Here is a 20,861-nt window from a genome sequence, read left to right on the forward strand (position 1 = left end):
AGGGGTTACTTGATGCGCGCGTCCTATCTCTTCACCAGCGAGTCCGTGTCCGAGGGCCATCCGGACAAGGTCTGCGACCGGATCTCCGATGAAATCGTCGATCTGTTCTACCGCGAGGGGCCGAAAGCCGGCATCGACCCGTGGCAGATCCGCGCCGCCTGCGAGACGCTCGCGACCACAAACAAGGTCGTGATTGCGGGCGAGACCCGCGGTCCGAAGTCCGTCACCAACGAGCAGATCGAGAGCGTCGTGCGCGGCGCGATCAAGGACATCGGCTACGAGCAGGAAGGCTTCCACTGGAAGACTGCCGACATCGAGATCCTGCTGCATCCGCAGTCGGCCGACATCGCCCAGGGCGTCGATGCGCTGCAGCCGGGCGAGGTCAAGGAAGAGGGCGCCGGCGACCAGGGCATCATGTTCGGTTACGCCACCAACGAGACGCCGGATCTGATGCCGGCACCAATCTTCTACGCTCACAAGATCCTGCGCCTGATCTCCGAAGCCCGTCACTCCGGCAAGGAGAAGGTGCTCGGTCCGGACTCCAAGAGCCAGGTCACCGTCCAGTACGAGAACGGCAAGCCGGTCGGCGTGCGCGAGATCGTGGTCTCACACCAGCATCTGGTTCCGGATCTCAGCTCGAACCAGGTCCGCGAGATCGTCGAGCCGTACGTGCGCGAGGCGCTGCCGAAGGACTGGATCACGCCGAAGACCATCTGGCACATCAACCCGACCGGCAAGTTCTACATCGGCGGTCCCGACGGCGATTCCGGCCTGACCGGCCGCAAGATCATCGTCGACACCTATGGCGGCGCAGCCCCGCACGGCGGCGGCGCGTTCTCCGGCAAGGATCCGACCAAGGTCGACCGTTCGGCGGCTTATGCCGCGCGCTACGTCGCCAAGAACATCGTCGCGGCTGGTCTTGCCGACCGCTGCACGCTGCAGCTCGCCTACGCCATCGGCGTGGCGCGCCCGCTGTCGATCTACATCGACACCCACGGCACCGGTAAGGTGTCGGAGGACCAGCTCGAGAAGGCCGCCGCCAAGGCGATGGACCTCACCCCGCGCGGCATCCGCAGCCATCTCGATCTCAACCGCCCGATCTACGCGCGCACCTCGGCCTACGGCCATTTCGGCCGCACGCCCGACAACGAGGGCGGCTTCTCCTGGGAGAAGACCGATCTCGTCGAGCAGCTGAAGCGCGCGCTCTAGTTCTCTTGCGTCATTCCGGGGCGCCGCGACAGCGGCGAACCCGGAATCTCGAACCTTACGGATTCCGGGCTCGCTCGTTTCACGAGCGTCCCGGAATGACGATCCCAACAAACAGGAACCCCCTATGAACGCGAAGCCCGGCTTCACCGATTACATCGTCAAGGACATTTCGCTCGCCGATTTCGGCCGCAAGGAGCTCTCGCTGGCCGAGACCGAGATGCCCGGCCTGATGGCCACCCGCGAGGAGTTCGGCCCGAAGCAGCCGCTGAAGGGCGCGCGCATCGCGGGCTCGCTGCACATGACGATCCAGACCGGCGTGCTGATCGAGACGCTGGCAGCACTCGGCGCCGACATTCGCTGGGTCTCCTGCAACATCTATTCGACGCAGGATCATGCCGCTGCCGCGATCGCGGCCGCCGGCATTCCCGTCTTCGCCGTCAAGGGCGAGACGCTGACCGAGTACTGGGACTACACCGCAAAACTGTTCGACTGGCATGGCGGCGGTCACCCGAACATGATCCTCGATGACGGCGGCGACGCCACCATGTACGTCCATCTCGGTCTGCGCGCCGAGAACGGCGACACCGCCTTCCTCGACAAGCCCGGCTCCGAGGAAGAGGAAGTCTTCTTCGCGCTTCTCAAGAAGCAGCTCAAGGAAAAGCCGAAGGGCTACTTCGCCGCGATCGCCAAGAGCATCAAGGGCGTGTCCGAAGAGACCACCACGGGCGTGCATCGTCTCTATGACATGCAGAAGGCCGGCACGCTGCTGTGGCCGGCGATCAACGTCAACGACAGCGTCACCAAGTCGAAGTTCGACAACCTCTATGGCTGCCGTGAATCGCTGGTCGACGGCATCCGCCGCGGCACCGACGTGATGCTGTCGGGCAAGGTCGCGATGGTCGCCGGCTTCGGCGACGTCGGCAAGGGCTCCGCCGCTTCGCTGCGCCAGGCCGGCTGCCGCGTCATGGTGTCGGAGGTCGATCCGATCTGCGCGCTGCAGGCCGCGATGGAAGGCTACGAGGTCGTGACCATGGAAGACGCAGCGCCCCGCGCCGACATCTTCGTCACCGCGACCGGCAACAAGGACATCATCACCATCGACCACATGCGCGCGATGAAGGATCGCGCCATCGTCTGCAACATCGGTCACTTCGACAACGAGATCCAGATCGCGTCTCTGCGCAATCTGAAGTGGACCAACATCAAGCCGCAGGTCGACGAGATCGAGTTCCCCGACAAGCACCGCATCATCATGCTGTCGGAGGGGCGCCTCGTGAACCTCGGCAACGCGATGGGCCATCCGTCCTTCGTGATGTCGGCCTCCTTCACCAACCAGACGCTGGCGCAGATCGAGCTGTTCGCCAACAACAACGACGGCAAGTACAAGAAGGAAGTCTACGTGCTGCCCAAGACCCTCGACGAGAAGGTCGCGCGCCTGCACCTCGCCAAGATCGGCGTCAAGCTCACCGAGCTGCGCAAGGACCAGGCCGACTACATCGGCGTCAAGCAGGAAGGTCCGTACAAGTCGGACCACTACCGCTACTGATCTGCTGGTTCGATCGACCATCGACGCAAAGCCCCGGAGCGATCCGGGGCTTTGTTGTTTCGGCGCATGGAATTCAACTCGCTTTGCAGTTGCGGTACGGCCGATTGCCAATTGACGGCCAGCGGCGGCGGGCGGACAATCCTCCTTCGCGGAGGAAACCATGCAACAAGAACATTTCGATGTGCTGATCGTCGGCGCGGGCTTGTCCGGCATCGGCGCGGGCTATCATTTGCAGAGCAAGTGCCCCACCAAAAGCTACGTCATCCTGGAGGGGCGCGACTGCATCGGCGGCACCTGGGATCTGTTCCGCTATCCCGGCATCCGCTCCGACAGCGACATGTTCACGCTCGGCTATTCCTTCAAGCCGTGGACCGATCCGAAGGCGATCGCCGACGGGCCGCAGATCCTCAACTATGTGCGCGAGACCGCAGTCGAGAACGATATCGAGAAGCACATCCGCTTCCGCCATCGCGTCAAGCGCGCGGCGTGGTCGACGCCGGATGCGCGCTGGACCGTCGAGGCCGAGCGCATCACGGGCGAGGGCGCGACCGAGCTGGTGCGCTTCACTTGCAATTTCTTATTTCTGTGCTCGGGCTATTACAAATATGAGGCGGGCTACACGCCGGAGTTTTCAGGCGTTGCGGACTTCGCCGGACGCATCGTGCATCCGCAGAAATGGACCGAGGATATCGACTACGCGGGCAAGCGCGTCGTCGTGATCGGGTCCGGCGCGACCGCGGTGACGCTGGTGCCGGAGCTCGCCAAGGCAGCGGCGCAGGTCACCATGCTGCAGCGTTCGCCGACCTATGTGGTGTCGCGCCCGGCGCAGGACCCCGTCGCCAACAAATTGCGGCGCAATCTGCCGGCGCAGCTGGCCTATCATCTGATCCGCTGGCGCAACGTGATGTGGGGGATGTTCTTCTTCCAGCTCAGCCGGCGCCGGCCCGCGAAGGTGAAGGACCTCATTCTCAAGGGCGTGCAGATGGCGCTCGGGCCCGACTACGACGTCGCGACCCATTTCACGCCACGCTACAATCCCTGGGACCAGCGTCTGTGTCTCGTTCCCGACGGCGATCTCTTCAAGGCGATCCGCGAAAAGCGTGCCGCCGTCGTCACCAACGAGATCGATACGTTTACGCGCAACGGTATTCGTCTCAAGGACGGCAGCGAGCTCGTCGCCGATATCATCGTGACAGCGACGGGGCTGGTGCTGCAGGTCGTCGGCGGTCTCGAGGTCAGCGTCGACGGCCGCACCGTCGATTTCGCCAAGACGCTGACCTACAAGGGCATGATGTATGCCGACGTGCCGAACATGGCCTCGGCCTTCGGCTACACCAACGCGTCCTGGACGCTGAAATGCGATCTCACCTGCGAATATGTCTGCCGGCTCATCAACTACATGGATCGGCACAATTTCCGGCAATGCATGCCGCACAATGACGATCCCGAGATCACCGCGCAGCCCTCGCTGGATTTCACCTCCGGCTACGTGCAGCGCTCGGTGGCGAAAATGCCGAAGCAGGGCTCGAAGCGGCCGTGGCGACTGTACCAGAACTACGCGTTCGACATCGTCTCCTTACGCTTTGGCCGGATCGACGACGGCGTGATGCAATATTCCTGAGCTTGCTGCCTAGGATACCGGCATGGCGCCGCGTTCGCTTGAGACGAATCGCGACTTGCGGTAGTATTTTTGCGCTGCAAGAAGTTGATTTCCGACGACGTCTGAGTTCGGCGTCGTTGCCGTCCTGAGGGAGCGCGGGACATGCACGTCCTTGCCCTGGTCACGCAAAAAGGCGGAAGCGGCAAGAGTACGCTGTCCGTTGGACTGGCGGTGGCGGCAACGCAGCGCTCGGAACGCGTCGCTCTCATTGAGGCGGACGCACAAGGTACGATCTCGAGATGGAAGGAGCGCCGCGAGAATCCCTATCCTCGCGTCGAGCGCGTAACCGATCCTGCCGAGATCGAACCGTTGATCGCGCGCCTGAGGGCCGAAGGCGTCTGGCTTGCCATCATCGACACAGCTGCCACGACCAACAGCCTGGCGATGCGCGTCATCGCCTGCGCCGATCTCTGTCTCATCCCGGCGCGCCCGAGCCCGGCCGATATCGAAGCCGCAATCCCTACACTGATCGCCATTCGCAGGCTCAACCGCCGATTTGCCTTCATCCTCAATCAGACGCCGGCGCGGGGAGGCCGGCTGAGCGAAGCTGCCACATCGCTAAGCTCGCTCGGCGTGCTTGCGCTTCCGTTTGTTGCGCAGCGTAACGATCACCAGGATGCGCTCGGAGCAGGGTTGGGCGTGACTGAGTTCGCACCGGTGGGCAAAGCTTCGGACGAAATTGTCAGTTTGTGGGGTTGGATCGCGGCGCACTTGGCCGAGGAGTCGGATGATTATGGCAAAGGCGCGCTCAAAGCTGCCTGCTGACGTTGCCCGCGCCGGGCGTCGCTCGCTGCTGGAACTGGCGGCGGAAGTGAGCCGGGCGGTCGACGAGGGCTTGGCCATGCCGCCGGGCTCGGTCGCCGTCTTCCCCCAAGATGCGCCGCAGATCGTGCAAGAAGCGCCTGCTCCGATGAATGTTCCGGTGCAAGAAGCGACCAGCGTCATCGTTGCACGACCTGAACCTCCGAGCAGTACCACCACTGATCTCATCGTGGACATGGCCAAGGAGTATCAAGCCCGCGCCTTGGACGGCTTGAGCGCTACGCTCAACTACGCCAATGACCTCGCCAAGTCGCGGCTGGCCGGTGTGACATCAGAGGCCAATGGAACCGTCGTCGCGGAAAGCGACCTCATCGACGCAATTGGGACGGCAGCCGAGTGTCGCACCGTCGTGCTCGAACTGATGAAAGTCAATGCGGGCGCGACCTTGGAGTATGCGCGAGAGTTAGGCCGTGCAAAAACGCTGGCGGAGTTGGTTGAGCTGTCGGGCACGCATGCGCGAAAACAATGTGAGCTGGTCCTGAAGCAAACCGAGTTACTGCGGTCGCTTGCTCAAAGCATGACAAAGCCCGGTGCCAGGTAATGCCGCTCGCCTGCCATCATCGTGCTCAGGATCTGCGCGGGACGATCAGGGCGAGGCCGAGATCGATCGCCAGTGCCAGCACCACCGCGCCGCCACCGAGTCCGAACAGGACCAGATAGTCTCCGCCGGTCTGCGCGTAGATCCAGGAGAAGCCGTAGGCCGCGGCCGCCTGGAACAGCGCGAAGCTGGTGGTGGCATGGCTCCAGGTCGCGCGCTGCTGCTCGGTCGAATGAGGCACGAGCTCGTGGATGCGTCCGAGCACCAGCGGCACGATGCCTGGTGTGAAGCCGCCGACCACGACGCTCGACACGATCAGCGACAGTGGCGCGGTGCTGACGGTCGGGAGCAGCACGGCCGCCGCCTCGATCAGGAACGCCGCGCGCAGGGCGGGACCAAAACCGGAGCGGTCGCCGAGATGGCCGGTGACGAGCGGGCCGACGATGGCGCCGAGACCGTACAGCACCCAGTAGCGCGATCCCGCGGCAATGCCCTGGCCGAGGCCGCGCGCCACGAAATCCACGATGAAGACCATGTGGGGCACCAGCGCCACGGCGTTGAGACCGTACTGAACGAGCAGCGCCCGGGCGGCGAACGAGGTGCGCAGCGGCTTCGCCTGGTGCGAAGGCGCGGCATCACCTTTGGTTTCCGCAGGCCAGTTCCACCAGCTCGCGAGCGTCAGCACGGCCGCGAGCACACCGAGACCATACCAGCTCTGCTGCAAACCCTGTTGCAACAGCAGCGGCACCAGCGTGCCCGATGCCGCGACGCCGAGCCCGACGCCGGCGAAGATCACGCCGCCGACGATGCCGCGTCTTGCGGCCGAGGTGTGCGGCAGAATGACGGACGCCGCCAGCACCATGATGACGCCGCCGGTGAGGCCCGACAGGAAGCGCCAGCCGAAGAACCAGGTGAACGACACCGGGGCTGAGCTCGCAAAGAAGCAGAGGGTGGCGAGCAGCATCATCGCCCGCAGCGCACGGACCGCGCCGATTCTGCTGGCGATGGCGCGTGCCGCGAGCGCGCCGGCGAGATAGCCGGCGAGGTTCGCAGCACCGAGATAGACGACATCGGATGCGCTGAACCACTTTGCTGCGATCAAGGCCGGGATCAGCGGCGTGTAGGAAAAGCGGGCGAGGCCGAGCCCGACCAGCGATGCGGACAAACCCGCCACGGCGTATCGCCAGGTTTGCTGTGAGGATGTTTGTTGTGACGCCGATCCCGGCCGCTGCTGCGGCCGGGTCTCGACGTGTCGCTTCGAATCTGTGTTGGTCATGTCATCCTCCTGCGCGCGATGGCGCGCGGGTCATCCTGTCTGGGCGGCGCTGCGGCGCCGGAATTCCTGCACGGGCAGGCCGCCCCAGCCCCAATTGTCGGTGTCGACTTCCTCGATCACGACGAAAGTGGACTCGAGCGGCTTGCCGAGCACGTCCAGCAGGAGCTGGCTCGAACCCTTGATCAGCGCCGCCTTCTCCTCCGCCGTGAGCGACGCCGCGCCCGGCGTCGTTCCCTCGCGGGTCACTTGAATGGTGACGATGGGCATTGTCTGTCTCCTCGGCTCAGTGGCCGGCGCTCTGGCCGCCGTCGACATGCAGGATCTCGCCGGTGACGAAGGAGGCACGTTCGAGATAGAGCACGGCATCGACGATGTCGGACATCTCGCCCATGTGGCCCAGGGGATGCATCGCGCCGTACTGCGCATGCGTCGCGATGGCGTGCATCGGCGACTTGATGATGCCGGGCGACACAGCATTTACGCGGATGCCGCGCCTGGCGTATTCGATCGCGAGCGATTTGGTCGCGGCGTTCAGCCCGCCCTTGCTCAGCGAGGCCAGTACCGAGGGCACGTTCGAATTGGCGTGGTCGACCAGCGTGGTCGTGATCTGGACCACGTGGCCGGATCCCTGCTTCTCCATCTCGGCAATGGCGAGCTGCGTGATGTTGAAGAAGCCCGCGACGTTGGTGCCCATCACCGCCGCATAATCTTCGGCCGTGTACTGCGTGAAGGGCTTGGCGACGAAGATGCCGGCGTTGTTGACCAGCGTGTCGACGCGGCCGAAGCGGGCGATCGCCTGCGACACCACGCGCTCGGCGGTGGACCGGTCGGCGATGTCGCCCGCGACGGCGAGGACGTCATCGTCGCCCGACGGCTTGATGGAGCGTGCCGTTGCGACGACGCGATAGTTGCGATCGCGAAAACCCTGCACCAGGGCGGCGCCGATACCCTGTGATGCACCGGTGATGATGGCGACTTTCTGCTCGATACCCATGACGGACTCCCGTTGTTGGCTTGAAGACCTGCGCCAGCAGCCGCTGGCTTGCCCGCTGAGGTACGCTGCGGCGGCTTGCTTGCGAATATCCGCTGCCCGGCAGACACTCTTTCGCGGCGCGAACGAATGCCGGATTGTCGTCCGGTGGCGGTTGTCGCGACCGCAGCGAACGCCTAGCCTGCAGCTGAAATCTCGGGGGACGGCGGGACGCGCATGGATCGTCTGGATGCGATGAATGTGTTCGTGCTTGCGGTGGACGAGGGCAGCCTCGCCGCCGCAGGCCGCAAGCTCGGCCGCTCACCCGCGGCAGTGAGCCGCGCCATCGCGTTTCTGGAAGAGCGCGTCGGCGCCGAGCTGCTGCACCGGACGACACGCTCGATCAAGCTGAGCGAGGAGGGCGAGCGCTATGTCGCGATCTGCCGCCGCGTGCTCACCGAGCTGGAGGAAGCCGAGGACATCGCGGCCGGACCGCGCACGGCACCGCGCGGCCTGCTCACGATCACCGCTCCGGTGGTCTCGGGCGAGATGGTGCTGCGGCCGATCCTCGACGCATTCCTCGATGCCTATCCGACCGTATCGGCAAAACTGCTGCTGTTCGACCGTGCGGTCAATCTGATCGAGGAGGGCGTCGACGTCGCGCTTCGCATCGGCCCGCTGGCGGATTCGGCGATGGTGGCGATGCGGGTCGGCGGCATCAGCCGTGTCGTGGTGGCCGCCCCCCGCTACCTGAAGCAGCATCCGCGCATCACCGAGCCGGGCGATCTCGCAAAACACCAGATCGTCGCGATGGCGCATCTGCCCAATTCCTGGACCTTTGCGCCGCAGGCGGGCTCGTCGGCGCCGCGAACCGTGCAGTTCACCCCGCGGCTCGTCGTCAACAGCACCTATGCGGCGGTGGCCTCCGCTGTGGCCGGGCGCGGCGTGGCGCGGATGTATTCGTACCAGGTGGCCGAGCAGGTCGGGCGCGGCGAGCTCGAGATCGTGCTGGCAGACGATGAGGATCCGGAGATGCCCGCGCACCTGATCTGCCCGCAGGGCCGGCTCTCGGTGCCCAAGGTGCGGGCCTTCACCGACTTCGCCGTGCCCCGGTTGAAGAAGCAGTTTGCGCTGCTGAAGAACAGCATCAAGGCGCGCTGAGCCGCTTCCCGCCGGCCGCAATGCGTTGTTTTGCGTATACGGTGGGCCGGGCTGAATCGGCGATGGTTCCCAAACGGTTAACGCCGATTTAACGGATGAGTCCTAGCCTGTCTCGGCCGGGGTTACTCGCAAGGCCGAGGTGAGCCCAATGGAAGCCCAGAAGATCGCGGTCGACGCCGTCGTCGCGCTGACCGATTGCGATCGCGACGCCGTGATCGCGTTCATCCGCCGGCTCTACCTCGCCGGCGTCACCGATCCCAAGCGGCTGACCTTCAAGGGTCTCCAGGCGCTGTCGCGGGCCTGATTCGGTTCGTTTCGGCCGGTTCAGCCCCAAATTCCATTCCCTTGCTCTCTCCGGTGTGATTGCAACCCACCGGTGAATATCTTGCTGCTCGCGCTGGGTCGGAGTAGATGACGTCCCCGGCTGGGTCACCTGGGAACTTGGGGAAATGCTGAAACAGCTTTTTGCGCCGCAACTGGTCATTTTATATGTGCTTGCGGCCTCGACGATCTACGTTCACTTCCGCGGCAAGCAGCGGCTGCGCTTCGCGCGCCAGCTTGGCGATCATTCGACCTACCTCGCGCCGTACAACGTCCTGATGTACGCCGGCTCGGCCGTGCCGAACAAGCCGGTGATCTCGGTCGATCAGTTTCCGGAGCTCAAGCCCCTCAGCGAGAACTGGGAGACGATCCGCGACGAGGCCGTGCGCCTGTTCGACGAAGGTTTTATCCGCGCGGCGGCGAAGAACAACGACTGGGGCTTCTACTCGTTCTTCAAGAGCGGCTGGAAACGCTTTTACCTGAAATGGTATGACGACTTCCTGCCGTCGGCGAACACGCTGTGCCCGAAGACGGTTGAGCTGCTCAAGTCGATCCCGAGCGTGCATGGTGCCATGTTCGCGATGCTGCCGCCGGGCGGCAAGTTGGGGGCGCACCGCGATCCCTTCGCGGGCTCGCTGCGCTACCATCTCGGCCTCGTCACGCCGAACTCGAACAAGTGCCGCATCCTCGTCGACGGCGTCGAGTGCGTCTGGCGCGACGGCGAGGCCTTCATGTTCGACGAGACCTTCATCCACAGCGCCGAGAACCAGACCGACGTCAACCGCATCATCCTGTTCTGCGACGTCGAGCGCCCGATGAAGTTCGGCTTCATGACCGCGATCAATCGCTGGGTCAGCCATCACATCGTCAAGGCGTCGGCGACCCAGAACGTCGAGGGCGAGAATGTCGGCGTGCTCAACAAGGTATTCGGCAAGCTCTACGAGATCCACCTCGCCAGCCGCAAGGTCAAGGAGTGGAACCGCAACGTCTACTACACGCTGAAATATTCGCTGACGGCGCTGATCCTTGGCCTCATCGTGCTGTCGGCGCTGCGGTAGGCCGAGGTGCGAAGTACGTAGCCCGGATGAAGCGAAGCGAAATCCGGGGCCTTTGTCGCGGCGAGAGAGTCCCGGATTGCGCTTCGCTTCATCCGGGCTACGGTGCCTGAATCACAAAGCCCGGAGCACGCTCAGGGGCTTTTTTCTTTGTGGTCTCGGCCGCCTACGTTGTACGTAGGCGGAATGCTCTCGGTGTTATTTGCGGTCATTTCGCTGTTGTACGCAACGGTGGGCCAAGCTGGCGGTACGGCGTTTCTCGCCTTGATGGCGTTCGCCTCGTTTTCACCGGTTGAGATGCGTCCCACGGCCCTCCTGCTGAATATCGTTGCTGCCACGTACTCCACCTGGCTTTTCAATCGCGGTCGTTTGGTCGACTGGACCAAACTCCGTCCGTTGCTAGCCGCGTCGCTGCCGGCCGCTCTTGTCGGCGGGTTCATCGTGCTTGATGCGCATCTGTACAAGGCTTTTACTGGAGTCGTGCTTTTGCTCGCGGCGGCAATCCTTGCTGTCGGTCACGTACGTCAGGGAGCACAAGATCGATCGATGCCGTTGCGCGGCGCCTTCGCTGTCGGTGCGACGGTTGGTCTCGTGTCTGGGCTTACCGGTGTTGGTGGCGGGATCTTCCTGGCACCGATCTTGATTACGCTGCGCTGGGCTTCGCCGAAACAGACGGCAGCTCTCTCAGCGCCCTTCATTTTGGCAAATTCGGTTCTGGGGTTTCTCGGCGCAGCATATGCCGGTCAAACCCCCTCCGAGCAGACGTGGCTCTATGCGTTGGCGGCGCTTGTAGGTGCGATGCTCGGGACATTGATAGGTTTGCGCTGGTTGTCGGAAAGGATGACACGTTGCGCTCTGGCAGCGATCCTGGGCATGGCTGGCCTTCAGCTTTTGCTCCTACCCTATTTGCGAACGTAAACTGGTATCGGCACGACGTCGATTGTTTGGCTACGTGCGACGTCAGAAGCGATCGGCTTGCCTCCACTACCGGCAACATGGCGGACATCAGACGCACTGTGATGTAAGGGTAGAGACCTTGTGGCCAATATGGAGCAGGCAATGGCGCCTTTGCCGACCGCGAACACCGAGATCACGCAGTTCTTCCGCCAGTGGCTTGACACCTTCGCGGGTTATGTCCGCGAGGTCGACTACGCCTCGGCAAGGCCGCTCTTCCATCCCGACGTGCTCGCCTTCGGCACGCACAACGATGTCATCCCCGGCCTCGATCAATGGGTCAAGACGCAATGGGACAACGTCTGGCCGAAGACGGCCGACTTCCATTTCGTCTTCGATCAGGCCTCTGTTCTGGCGTCACCCGATGGGGCGATGGCGACCGTGATCGCGCCGTGGACCAGCACGGGCTATCATCCCGATGGCAGCGCGTTTGCGCGACCGGGCCGGGCGACGATGGTGTTTTCAAAGGATAACGATGGCTGGCTGTGCGTGCATTCGCACATGTCGCTCAATCGCGGTGTGCCGCAGGCAAGCCACGCCAATCGGCCGGTGAAGGCCTGGTAGAACGCGATCACATGTTCGAAATGCAAAAGGCCCCGGACACGTCCGGGGCCTTTCGATTTTCAATCGTTGCGCCGCCTATTCCGGCTGGCCGATGCTGACCTTCAGCGTGCCGACGCCGTCAACGCCGCATTCGAGCTTGTCGCCGGGCTGCAGCTGCGACACGCCGGCCGGCGTACCGGTCATGATGATGTCGCCGGCGGCGAGCTTCACCTGCTGGGACAGCTGCCAGATCGTCTCCGGCACGTTCCAGATCATCTGCTCGAGGTCGCCCGTCTGGGCTTCCTTGCCGTTGACCGTGAGCCAGATCCTGCCCTTGGTGGGATGGCCGATCTTCGAGGCCGGCTGCAATGCCGAGGCAGGCGCCGAGCCGTCGAACGACTTGCCGATCTCCCACGGGCGCTCCTTCTTGCGCGAGGCGATCTGGAGGTCGCGGCGGGTAAGGTCGATGCCGACGGCATAGCCGTAGACGTGGTCGAGCGCCTTCTCGGCGGGAATGTTGAGGCCGCCGCTCTTGAGCGCGACGATCAGCTCGACCTCGTGATGCAGGTCCTTGGTCAGCGGCGGATAGGGAATGGTGGCGCCATCGGGCACCAGCATGTCGGCATGCTTGGCGAAGAAGAACGGCGGGGCGCGCTCGTCATTGCCCATCTCGCGGATGTGCTCGAGATAGTTGCGGCCGACGCACCAGATGCGGCGCACCGGAAAACGGCCGCTCTCCCCGACGACGGGAAGCGAAGCCTGGGGCGGAAGCGGGATGACGTAGGAGGCGGCGTTCATGGAGCGGTCTCGCTGCTCTTGGTGGGATGGTAAGGAACTCTATGCGGTTGCGCCGATCGGCGCCAGAGCGCCGGCGTCGCGATGTTGCAGGCGGAAGAACGAAGCGTAGCGCCCGCCGCGGCGCAGCAGCTCGTCGTGGCGGCCCTGCTCGACGATCTCGCCGCCCTCGACCACCAGGATGGCGTCGGCGTGCATGATGGTGTGCAGTCGGTGCGCGATCACGATGGTGGTGCGGTTCTGGCAGAGATGCTCGATCGCCTCCTGCACCTGCCGCTCGGATTCGGAATCGAGCGCGGCGGTGGCTTCATCGAGCAGGATGATCGGTGCGTTCTTGAGCAGCGCGCGCGCCACCGCGATGCGCTGGCGCTGGCCGCCGGAGAGCTGCGTGCCGTGCTCGCCGACCGGCGTGTCGTAGCCGAGCGGGAAGCCCATGATGAAATCATGCGCGCAGGCCGCCTTCGCCGCCTCGATGATCTCGCCCTCGCTCGCGCCCGGCTTGCCGAAGGCGATGTTACTGCGGATGGTGTCGCGGAACAGATAGACGTCCTGGCCGACATAGGCGGTCTGGGCGCGCAGCGATTTGCGCGAGACCGAAGAGATCGGCTGGCCGTCGATCACGATGTCGCCTTGCGTCACCTCGTAGAAGCGCAAGAGCAGCGCCAGCACGGTCGACTTGCCGCCGCCGGAGGGACCGACCAGCGCGGTGACCTTGCCGGGCTCGGCCGTGAAGCTCATGCGGTTGAGGATGGTCTCATTGGCGCGATAGGAGAAGCTGACGTCGCGCAGCTCGATCCGTGCGTCGGTGAGCTTCAAGGCGGGCTTGTCGTCGTCGGACTGCTCACTCGCCGGGCTGTCGACGACCTCGAGCAGCATGCGCGCGCCGACGAGCTGGCTGTTGAGGTCGATGTTGAGCCGCGCCAGCCGCTTGGCCGGCTCGGTCGCCATCAGGAACGCGGTCATGAAGGTGAAGAACGCGCCTGGCGTGGCGTTGAGCGCGACCACGGCATAGCCGCCGTACATCAGGCAGCCGGCAACCGCGAAACCGCCGAGCATCTCCATCAGCGGGTTGGAGCGGTTGGCGACGCGGGCCATCTTGTTGGCGTTGCGCTCGACGATCGCGATGTTCTCGTCGATGCGCTTCTGCATGGTGTCTTCGAGCGTGAACGCCTTGACGGTGCGGATGCCCTGCAGCGATTCCTGCATCGTCTCCATGATGTCGGCGGTGCCGGTGAACTGGGTGAAGGCGAGGCCCTTGATGCGCTTGACCAGCTTGCGCAGCACCAGCATCGCCGGCGGCACCGCGACGAGGCCGATGAACGACATCAGCGGATCCTGCCACACCATCACGCCGATCATGGCGAGCAGCATCAAGAGGTCGCGCCCGATGGCGTTGACCAGCATGTTGAGCACGTCGGTAATGGATTTTGCGCCGGCCGTCAGCCGCGCCAGGAACTCGGAGGAGTGCCGCTCGGAAAAGAAGCCGACGCTCTCGCGCATCAGTTTCGCGAACAGCTGGCGCTGATTGGTGGCGAGGATCGCGTTGCTGATCTTGGTCAGGATCACCATGTGGCCGTAGGTCGCCACGCCCTTGATGAAGAGCAGGACCACCGTGATCCCCGAGAACATCGCGATGCCCGGGATGTTCTTGTCGACATAGGCCTGGTTGATGACCTGGCCGAGCACATAGGTCGCGCCCGCGGTCGATCCGGCGGCAAGCGCCATCAGCGCGAAGGCGACGAGGTAGCGCCGCCAGTAGACGATGCCCTGTTCGGTGACCAGGCGGCGAATCAGGACCGCTGCCGCATAGGGATCGTCGGTGATTTTCTTTGGAAACTGGGCCATCCGTAGTCCATTGACAGCGCAGGACAAAGCCTGCCCGCGCGTCAGGGATCGATGGGCCTCTGTGCCCGCTCAAGCGGGGTTTTTCAAGCCCAATTCAGGGCTTGCATCGGGACGGAATCTAGGCCGAGACGGCCTGGCGGAGCTCGCCATGGCGGTCGCGGAACAGCTTGTCCTCCCAGGCCAGCGCATGGGCTGCGATGGTCTCGAGGTCGTCATATTGCGGCTTCCAGTCGAGCAGGCCGCGGATGCGGCTGGTGTCGGCGACCATGGTCATGATGTCGCCGGGCCGGCGCGGGGCGTACTGGACGGCGAAGCTGCGGCCGGACACCCGGCGCACAGCGTCGATGGTCTCCAGCACCGAATAGCCGCGGCCATAGCCGCAATTCAGCGTGGTCGAGGCGCCGCCGTTGCGCAGGTAAGCGAGTGCCGAGCGATGGGCCTGCGACAGGTCCGTGACGTGGATGAAGTCGCGGATGCAGCTGCCGTCGGGGGTCGGATAGTCGGTGCCGAACACGTCGATCTTGGCGCGCTGGCCGGTCGCGGCCTCGACCGCGATCTTGAGCAGATGCGTGGCGCCGACGGTGGCAAGCCCGATGCGCGCCTGCGGATCGGCGCCGGCGACGTTGAAATAGCGCAGGGTGACGTACTGCATGCCGTAGGCGGCGGCGACGTCGTGCAGCATGATCTCGGTCATCAGCTTCGAGGAGCCGTAAGGCGACAGCGGCCGCGTCGGCGCGTGCTCGGGCACCGGCACCTGGTCCGGATTGCCGTAGACCGCCGCGGTCGAGGAGAAGATGAAGCGGCCAATGCCGCGCTTGACGGCGACGTTGAGCAGATTGCGCGCGGTCGTGAAGTTGTTGCGGTAGTAGCCGAGCGGATCGCGCATCGAATCCGGCACGACGACGGAGCCGGCGAAATGGATGATGCTCTCGATGTTGTGCTGGGCGATCACGCCTTCGAGCAGGTTCTCGTCGCCGGCGTCGCCAATGAACAGCGGCACGCCTTCCGGCAAATACGCGGAGAAGCCGGTGGAGAGATCGTCGATCACGACGACGTCCTCGCCAGCCTCCGCCAGCGCCAGGACCGTATGACTTCCGATATAACCGGCGCCGCCGGTGACTAGCACAGTCATGGTCTCACCCGTCCTCGATCAACGCGCAAAGCTAGCGCTTGCGTGGTGAAGAGGGGGTATCGGCGGTCCTGAACTGGTCACTATGCTTAATGTTGCGTATAGGGACCTTTCGAAACGGAGCATGACGTGGCGAATTCCCAGGGCGATCTGCAAGTGATCGTGCCAAATCTGCACAGGCGCTATTCCGGGGTCACCGCGACCAACCGGATGGTGGCGCCGCGGCTGGCGAAACTGTATCGCGCCGCCTGGTTCGGCTCGGATGCGCCGGAGGGGATCGCGCGGCTGAGCGGCGCTGATTTCCTGCATTTGTGGCGCCGCAAGGCGCCGCTGATCTGGCACGCGCGCCGCAACAACGAGATGATCGCGGGCGTCGTGCTGCGCGCGCTCGGCTGGCCGCTCAAACTCGTGTTCACCTCGGCGGCGCAGCGGCATCACTCATGGATCACGCGCTGGCTGATCCGGCGCATGGACGCGATCATCGCGACATCAGACATCTCGGCCTCGTTCCTGAAGGTGCAGGCGACGGTGATCCCGCACGGCGTCGACACCGACGTCTACGCGCCGCCGATCGATCGCGCTGCTGCCTTCGCGGAAGCCGCGCTGCCGGGCCGCTACGCCATCGGCTGCTTCGGCCGTGTGCGCGCGCAGAAGGGCACAGATGTGTTCGTCGATGCGATGTGCCGCTTGCTGCCGCGCTATCCCGACTTCACCGCCGTGATCGTCGGCCAGGTCACGCCCGAGCAGGCGCCGTTTGCGAGCGACCTGAAGAAGCGCATCGAAGCGGCCAACCTGCAATCGCGCATCGTCATCACCGGCGAGTTGCCGATCGAAGCGGTGCAGCGCTGGTATCAGCGCTTGACGATCTACGCCTTCACATCACGCAACGAAGGTTTTGGTTTGACGCTGATCGAGGCGATGGCGGCAGGCAGTGCGCTGGTCGCCGCGCGTGCCGGCGCGGCCGAGCTCGTGGTCGAGGATGGCGTCACCGGCGTGCTGATCCCGACGGGAGATGCCGACGCGCTCGCGGCAGCGCTCGAGCCGCTGATGCGCGACGTGGCCGCTGCCACGGTAATGGGCGAGCGCGGGCGGGCACGGGTGCTCGAACGATTCAGCCTCGATGCGGAAGCCGCGCGGATCGGCGAGGTCTATCGGCCGCTGCTCTGAGCCGCCACTTTTGCCATCGCAAACAAAAAAGTCGAAAAACAACCCCATGCACAGTAGCCGGGGATAATGGAATCAACGGTTTGGCGGGTGGTCTAATCGTCTGCTGATTTTGCGAAACCGATTTGACCCGTCGGGCAAAACACCTGTAGACTGGTATCATCCCAAAACGTCCCAGGCGTCCTGCCCTTCGCTGAGGCGAGCCCGCAATCCGTGCGCTCCGGCGCATGGACCACGTACCATTGAGCAAGCCGACGTCTCGCCGCGCAGCTTCTTATTGACGTTCTGACGCAGGAAAGTGACCTCGATCTCGTCGCCGTTCACGCGGTCGAGCTGGCATCTGCGATAGGCAAGTCCGGTTGAGGAGAGCACGAGGAAGAACTCCGTCAGCGCCAGGCCTTCGATGGAGCTCTCGACGCGCAGCGTGGCGGAATTCTCGGACACGTCCTTGACAAGGCCCGGGCGCCGCCAGGTGCCGTCGATCGCCATCATCTGCGCCGGCAGCGGCCGCTCGAACACGACACGCTGGCCCTCGCGTTCCTTCTCCCTGGGCATGCCTAGCGTTTCGCCTGCGGTTGCGAATGCTTTGCCGTCCCTTTTACCGCGACGTGCGAGGCCGGGCGAAGGCTACGCTCATAGGTGTTGGCAAGATCGAGCAGACGCTTTTTGGTGAACGGATCCGCCTTCGTCGCGAGCTCCCGGATGTGCTCAGCACGACCCCTGATGAAGTCCTCGTCCATGGCTGTGTCCCCCGGAGAGGCGAGAGGATGCCAAGGTTTCCCGAGGGTGTAAGCAACTTATGTTAGGTCGAAGAAGGTTCCGCGGCGTAGCCCGCTAGAGTAAGAAGTCTATTCCCGCCTTGGGAACTTTTGGGTTGATCCCATTTTGGGAACATGCTATGTCGACGAATGTAATAGCAAGAAAGGCACTCAAAGCCTTTTGGCAGCGATACCCCAAAGCGGAGACTCCCTTAGGTACCTGGTATGAGATCGTTTCCAAAGGGGACTGGAGCGGCCCAGCCGATTTGAAGAAGGCGTTTGGAAACAACGTGGACTTTGTTGGAGACAACAGAGCCATCTTCGACATTGGCGGCAACAAGTATCGCCTTGTGGTCCATTTCTCCTACAAGTTCAAAACAGCCCTCATCAAGTTTGTCGGCACGCACGAAGAGTATGACGGAATAGACGCGGAGACCGTGTGATGATGGACGTAAAGCCGCTCCACAACGAACAGGATTACGATTGGGCCATTCGTGAAGTGTCCCGCTATTTCGACGTCGAACCGACGCCCGGTACGCCCGATGGTGATCGCTTCGAGGTATTGTCGTCGCTCATCAAGGAATACGAAGACAATCACTTCGCGACCACTCACGGCGATCCGATCGACGTCCTCCATTTCGCAATCGAGTCAATGGGGCGATCACAGGCAGAACTGGCGGCGTTGATTGGACGCAATCGCGCGTCCGAGATTTTGAATCGCGTCCGCCCACTGACACTGGACATGATCCGGACCATCAGCAAGGAATGGAATATTCCGATTGGTGCTCTGACAGCTCAATATGAACTGGGGCGTGCGTCCGCGTAGTCCCGTTGGCGAATTCTGACGCTGACGTCCCCAAGATACGAGCCGTCCTCGCATATGTCGGCTAGACCGGCGCTCCCGCCTCCCTCAGCACCCGCTGCGTAATCCCCACCACCTCGCTGGCCGCAATGTCCCGCATGCAGCGGTGGTCGTTCATCTTGCAGATCGTGCTCTGGCACGGCTGGCACGACAGCACGCTCTTGTCCTGGACCACGGTCGCGGCGAGGCCGTTGAGGGGGGCCCAAAGATAGGGGCTGGTCGGGCCGAAGATGCCCATGGTGGGGGTGCCGAGCGCGGCGGCGATGTGCATCAGACCGGAATCGTTGGAGATCGCGACGCCCGCCGCGGCCATGGCCAGCACGCCGTTGCGCAGATCGTTGCCGGTGAGGTCGCGTACCTTCGGGCCGCCGGCGGCGACGATCTCCTGGGCGAGGCCCTTTTCGGCGGGGCCGCCGACCACCCAAACCTCGAGCCCGCGCTCGACCAGCAGGCGGGCGGCCTCGGGATAGTAGGTCCAACGCTTGGAGACGCCGACCGAGCCGGGGGCGAGCGCAACCGCTGCGCCGGCGCTGAGGCCGTTGGCCTGCCGCCAGCGCGCGATTTCCTCGCTGGGAACGCGCAATTGCGGCACCGGCCATTCCGGCGGCAGGGGGGCGCCGTCGGGCTGGGCCAGCGCAGCGTTCTTGTCGATGAAGCGGGGCAGCTTCTTCTCGCCCCAGCGCCAGCGGTTGAGCAACCCGAACCGGAACTCGCCGACGAAGCCGACCCGTTCCGGGATACCGGCCAGCGCCGGCGCGATGGCCGCTTTCCAGGTCCGGGGCAGCACCAGGGCGGTGCCGTAGTTCCGTTTCCGAAGGAGTTTGGCCAAGCCGAACTGCCGGCCTACGGCCAGCCGGCTGCGCGGCAGGTCCCAGACGATCCCCTCCCGCACGCCGGGCATGTAATCGACCAGCGGGGCGCACAGGGATGTGGTCAGGAGATCGACCGGCCGGTTCGGCCAGCGCTCCTTCAGGACCCGCACCACGGTGTGATTCCGGACGAAATCGCCGATCCACATGTAGGGAATGATCAGAATCGGGCGGGTGTCGTCCCGATCTGTATCTTCACTAAGTTGCGAATCTTGGTTCATTCGTTAATAGGGCCGAAGGCGAGCTGATGTGGCGGTTCGGTTAGCCGCTCCGGGCCGGGACGTAAAGCAGGCAGTGCGCGAGTCCAAAGCGGCTGCCCAAAATGCTTACACTTTGGCGGATGATGCGCTACGGCAGGATCGGACCTTAAGAAAATCGGGCAGGTAGGTGGAATGTTGCTGGTGACCGGCGGGGCCGGTTTTATCGGATCGAATGTCGTGGCTGCGCTGAATGACGCCGGCCGCAGCGACGTCGTTGTATGCGACCTGCTCGGCAATGACGGCAAGTGGCGGAACCTGGCCAAGCGCCAGCTTGTGGATATCGTCCCGCCGGCCGAGCTGCTCGACTGGCTGAAGGGCCGCAAGCTCGATGCCGTGATCCATCTCGGGGCAATCTCCGCGACCACCGCGACCGACGGCGACCACGTGTTCGAGACCAATTTCCGGATGTCGATGCGCCTGCTGGACTGGTGCACGGCGGGCGCCGTGCCGTTCATCTACGCCTCCTCGGCAGCGACCTATGGCGACGGCGAGGCCGGCTTTGGCGACGACGCCTCGCTGCCGGCCCTGAAAAAACTGCGGCCGATGAATCTCTACGGCTGGAGCAAGCACATGTTCGACCTCGCGGTCGCCGGGCGCGTGGCGAACGGCGATCCGCTCCCGCCGCAATGCGTGGGCTTGAAATTCTTCAACGTGTTCGGCCCGAACGAGTACCACAAGGGCTCGATGATGAGCGTGCTGGCGCGCCGCTTCGACGACGTCAAGGCGGGCCGCGTCGTGCAGCTGTTCAAGTCGCATCGCGAGGGCATCGCCGACGGCGATCAGCGCCGCGATTTCATCTATGTCGACGACGTCGTGCGCGTCATCATGTGGCTGCTGGCCACGCCCTCCGTCTCCGGGCTCTTCAATGTCGGAACCGGCAAGGCGCGCAGCTTCAAGGATCTGATGCTGGCCGCCTATGCCGCGCTCGGTACCAGGCCCAACATCGAATACATCGACATGCCCGAGAACATCCGCGGCGCTTATCAGTACTTCACCCAGAGCGAGGTCGATCGCCTCTGCCGCGCCGGCTATAACGGCGGCTTCACGACACTCGAGGACGCGGTGAAAGCCTATGTCGGGGACTATCTCGACCGGCCCGACCGTTTCCGCTGAGGCTTTTTGAT

23 protein-coding genes are annotated in these 20,861 nt (G+C 64.0%); 14 read left to right on the forward strand and 9 right to left on the reverse strand.

Translation table 11 applies throughout. The annotated features are described in order from the left end of the window. Positions 1-12: 12 nt before the first annotated feature. The 5 genes from metK (at position 13) to N2603_RS15505 (ending at position 5,778) form a co-directional block, all read left to right on the forward strand. Positions 13-1,209: a methionine adenosyltransferase gene (gene metK, locus N2603_RS15485; RefSeq protein WP_018643273.1), complete on the forward strand. Its 1,197-nt coding sequence runs from the start codon at positions 13-15 to the stop codon at positions 1,207-1,209. Positions 1,210-1,333: 124 nt separating this feature from the next. Beyond that, on the forward strand, positions 1,334-2,755 hold the full coding sequence (gene ahcY / locus N2603_RS15490) for an adenosylhomocysteinase (protein WP_260389495.1): 1,422 nt from the start codon (positions 1,334-1,336) through the stop codon (positions 2,753-2,755). Positions 2,756-2,915: 160 nt separating this feature from the next. Continuing rightward, entirely contained in the window at positions 2,916-4,376 is a 1,461-nt protein-coding gene (locus N2603_RS15495) for a flavin-containing monooxygenase (RefSeq protein ID WP_260389496.1), read from the forward strand. 141 nt (positions 4,377-4,517) lie between these two features. After that, positions 4,518-5,180 carry a ParA family protein gene (locus N2603_RS15500; RefSeq protein WP_260389497.1) on the forward strand — a complete coding sequence of 221 codons (663 nt, stop codon included), beginning with the start codon at positions 4,518-4,520 and terminating at the stop codon, positions 5,178-5,180. Then, on the forward strand, positions 5,143-5,778 hold the full coding sequence (locus tag N2603_RS15505; protein WP_260389498.1) for a phasin family protein: 636 nt from the start codon (positions 5,143-5,145) through the stop codon (positions 5,776-5,778). The genes N2603_RS15500 and N2603_RS15505 overlap by 38 nt, the downstream gene beginning before the upstream one ends. A 25-nt stretch (positions 5,779-5,803) precedes the next feature. On the opposite strand, the gene N2603_RS15510 is transcribed toward N2603_RS15505, so the two are convergent. Genes N2603_RS15510 through N2603_RS15520 form a run of 3 tightly spaced genes read right to left on the reverse strand, consistent with a single transcriptional unit; the run spans position 5,804 to position 8,045 of the window. Further along, on the reverse strand, positions 5,804-7,051 hold the full coding sequence (locus N2603_RS15510; RefSeq protein ID WP_260389499.1) for an MFS transporter: 1,248 nt from the start codon (positions 7,049-7,051) through the stop codon (positions 5,804-5,806). Between the two features lie 30 nt (positions 7,052-7,081). Next, positions 7,082-7,318, reverse strand: a complete 237-nt coding sequence (locus tag N2603_RS15515) for a tautomerase family protein (protein WP_026312040.1) — start codon at positions 7,316-7,318, stop codon at positions 7,082-7,084. Between the two features lie 16 nt (positions 7,319-7,334). Beyond that, the gene (locus N2603_RS15520; RefSeq protein ID WP_018643280.1) at positions 7,335-8,045 is read right to left on the reverse strand and encodes an SDR family NAD(P)-dependent oxidoreductase; all 711 of its coding nucleotides are present in this window, start codon (positions 8,043-8,045) and stop codon (positions 7,335-7,337) included. A gap of 213 nt (positions 8,046-8,258) precedes the next feature. Between N2603_RS15520 and N2603_RS15525 the strand changes: the two genes are divergently transcribed. The 5 genes from N2603_RS15525 (at position 8,259) to N2603_RS15545 (ending at position 12,076) form a co-directional block, all read left to right on the forward strand. Beyond that, the gene (locus tag N2603_RS15525) at positions 8,259-9,182 is read left to right on the forward strand and encodes a LysR family transcriptional regulator (RefSeq protein WP_260389500.1); all 924 of its coding nucleotides are present in this window, start codon (positions 8,259-8,261) and stop codon (positions 9,180-9,182) included. Positions 9,183-9,330: 148 nt separating this feature from the next. Then, entirely contained in the window at positions 9,331-9,486 is a 156-nt protein-coding gene (locus N2603_RS15530) for a hypothetical protein (RefSeq protein WP_014493894.1), read from the forward strand. 145 nt (positions 9,487-9,631) lie between these two features. Beyond that, positions 9,632-10,561, forward strand: coding sequence for an aspartyl/asparaginyl beta-hydroxylase domain-containing protein (locus tag N2603_RS15535; protein WP_260389502.1), 930 nt, complete (start codon positions 9,632-9,634; stop codon positions 10,559-10,561). Positions 10,562-10,744: 183 nt separating this feature from the next. After that, a complete protein-coding gene (locus N2603_RS15540) occupies positions 10,745-11,476 on the forward strand; it encodes a sulfite exporter TauE/SafE family protein (protein WP_260389503.1) in 732 nt (243 codons plus the stop codon). 141 nt (positions 11,477-11,617) lie between these two features. Beyond that, positions 11,618-12,076 carry a YybH family protein gene (locus N2603_RS15545; protein WP_260389504.1) on the forward strand — a complete coding sequence of 153 codons (459 nt, stop codon included), beginning with the start codon at positions 11,618-11,620 and terminating at the stop codon, positions 12,074-12,076. 75 nt (positions 12,077-12,151) lie between these two features. Here the strand turns inward: N2603_RS15545 and N2603_RS15550 are convergent, their stop codons facing one another. The 3 genes from N2603_RS15550 to galE form a co-directional block, all read right to left on the reverse strand. Then, a complete protein-coding gene (locus N2603_RS15550) occupies positions 12,152-12,853 on the reverse strand; it encodes a fumarylacetoacetate hydrolase family protein (protein ID WP_018642931.1) in 702 nt (233 codons plus the stop codon). A gap of 39 nt (positions 12,854-12,892) precedes the next feature. Then, positions 12,893-14,695, reverse strand: a complete 1,803-nt coding sequence (locus N2603_RS15555) for an ABC transporter ATP-binding protein (protein WP_260389505.1) — start codon at positions 14,693-14,695, stop codon at positions 12,893-12,895. Between the two features lie 118 nt (positions 14,696-14,813). Further along, positions 14,814-15,827 carry a UDP-glucose 4-epimerase GalE gene (gene galE / locus N2603_RS15560; RefSeq protein WP_260389506.1) on the reverse strand — a complete coding sequence of 338 codons (1,014 nt, stop codon included), beginning with the start codon at positions 15,825-15,827 and terminating at the stop codon, positions 14,814-14,816. Between the two features lie 126 nt (positions 15,828-15,953). Here galE and N2603_RS15565 point away from each other — a divergent pair, with 126 nt between their 5' ends. After that, positions 15,954-16,991 (forward strand): glycosyltransferase family 4 protein, encoded by a 1,038-nt coding sequence (locus tag N2603_RS15565; RefSeq protein WP_260389507.1) that lies wholly within the window; start codon positions 15,954-15,956, stop codon positions 16,989-16,991. A gap of 156 nt (positions 16,992-17,147) precedes the next feature. On the opposite strand, the gene N2603_RS15570 is transcribed toward N2603_RS15565, so the two are convergent. Beyond that, positions 17,148-17,543 (reverse strand): hypothetical protein, encoded by a 396-nt coding sequence (locus N2603_RS15570; protein ID WP_425248988.1) that lies wholly within the window; start codon positions 17,541-17,543, stop codon positions 17,148-17,150. 2 nt (positions 17,544-17,545) lie between these two features. Next, the gene (locus tag N2603_RS15575; protein WP_260389508.1) at positions 17,546-17,728 is read right to left on the reverse strand and encodes a hypothetical protein; all 183 of its coding nucleotides are present in this window, start codon (positions 17,726-17,728) and stop codon (positions 17,546-17,548) included. 158 nt (positions 17,729-17,886) lie between these two features. Here N2603_RS15575 and N2603_RS15580 point away from each other — a divergent pair, with 158 nt between their 5' ends. Together N2603_RS15580 and N2603_RS15585 are read left to right on the forward strand one after the other, a co-directional pair. Further along, positions 17,887-18,189: a type II toxin-antitoxin system HigB family toxin gene (locus N2603_RS15580; protein ID WP_260389509.1), complete on the forward strand. Its 303-nt coding sequence runs from the start codon at positions 17,887-17,889 to the stop codon at positions 18,187-18,189. Beyond that, positions 18,189-18,572, forward strand: coding sequence for a helix-turn-helix domain-containing protein (locus N2603_RS15585; RefSeq protein WP_311741416.1), 384 nt, complete (start codon positions 18,189-18,191; stop codon positions 18,570-18,572). Before N2603_RS15580 ends, N2603_RS15585 begins: the two co-directional genes overlap by 1 nt. A gap of 61 nt (positions 18,573-18,633) precedes the next feature. Here the strand turns inward: N2603_RS15585 and waaF are convergent, their stop codons facing one another. Continuing rightward, complete coding sequence (waaF, locus tag N2603_RS15590) at positions 18,634-19,698, reverse strand: lipopolysaccharide heptosyltransferase II (protein WP_260389510.1); 1,065 nt, start codon at positions 19,696-19,698, stop codon at positions 18,634-18,636. A gap of 171 nt (positions 19,699-19,869) precedes the next feature. Between waaF and rfaD the strand changes: the two genes are divergently transcribed. Beyond that, positions 19,870-20,850, forward strand: a complete 981-nt coding sequence (gene rfaD / locus N2603_RS15595; RefSeq protein ID WP_260389511.1) for an ADP-glyceromanno-heptose 6-epimerase — start codon at positions 19,870-19,872, stop codon at positions 20,848-20,850. Positions 20,851-20,861: the final 11 nt, after the last annotated feature.

It is taken from the genome of Bradyrhizobium huanghuaihaiense (genome assembly GCF_025200885.1).
In the GTDB taxonomy this organism is placed as follows: Bacteria; Pseudomonadota; Alphaproteobacteria; order Rhizobiales; family Xanthobacteraceae; genus Bradyrhizobium; species Bradyrhizobium huanghuaihaiense.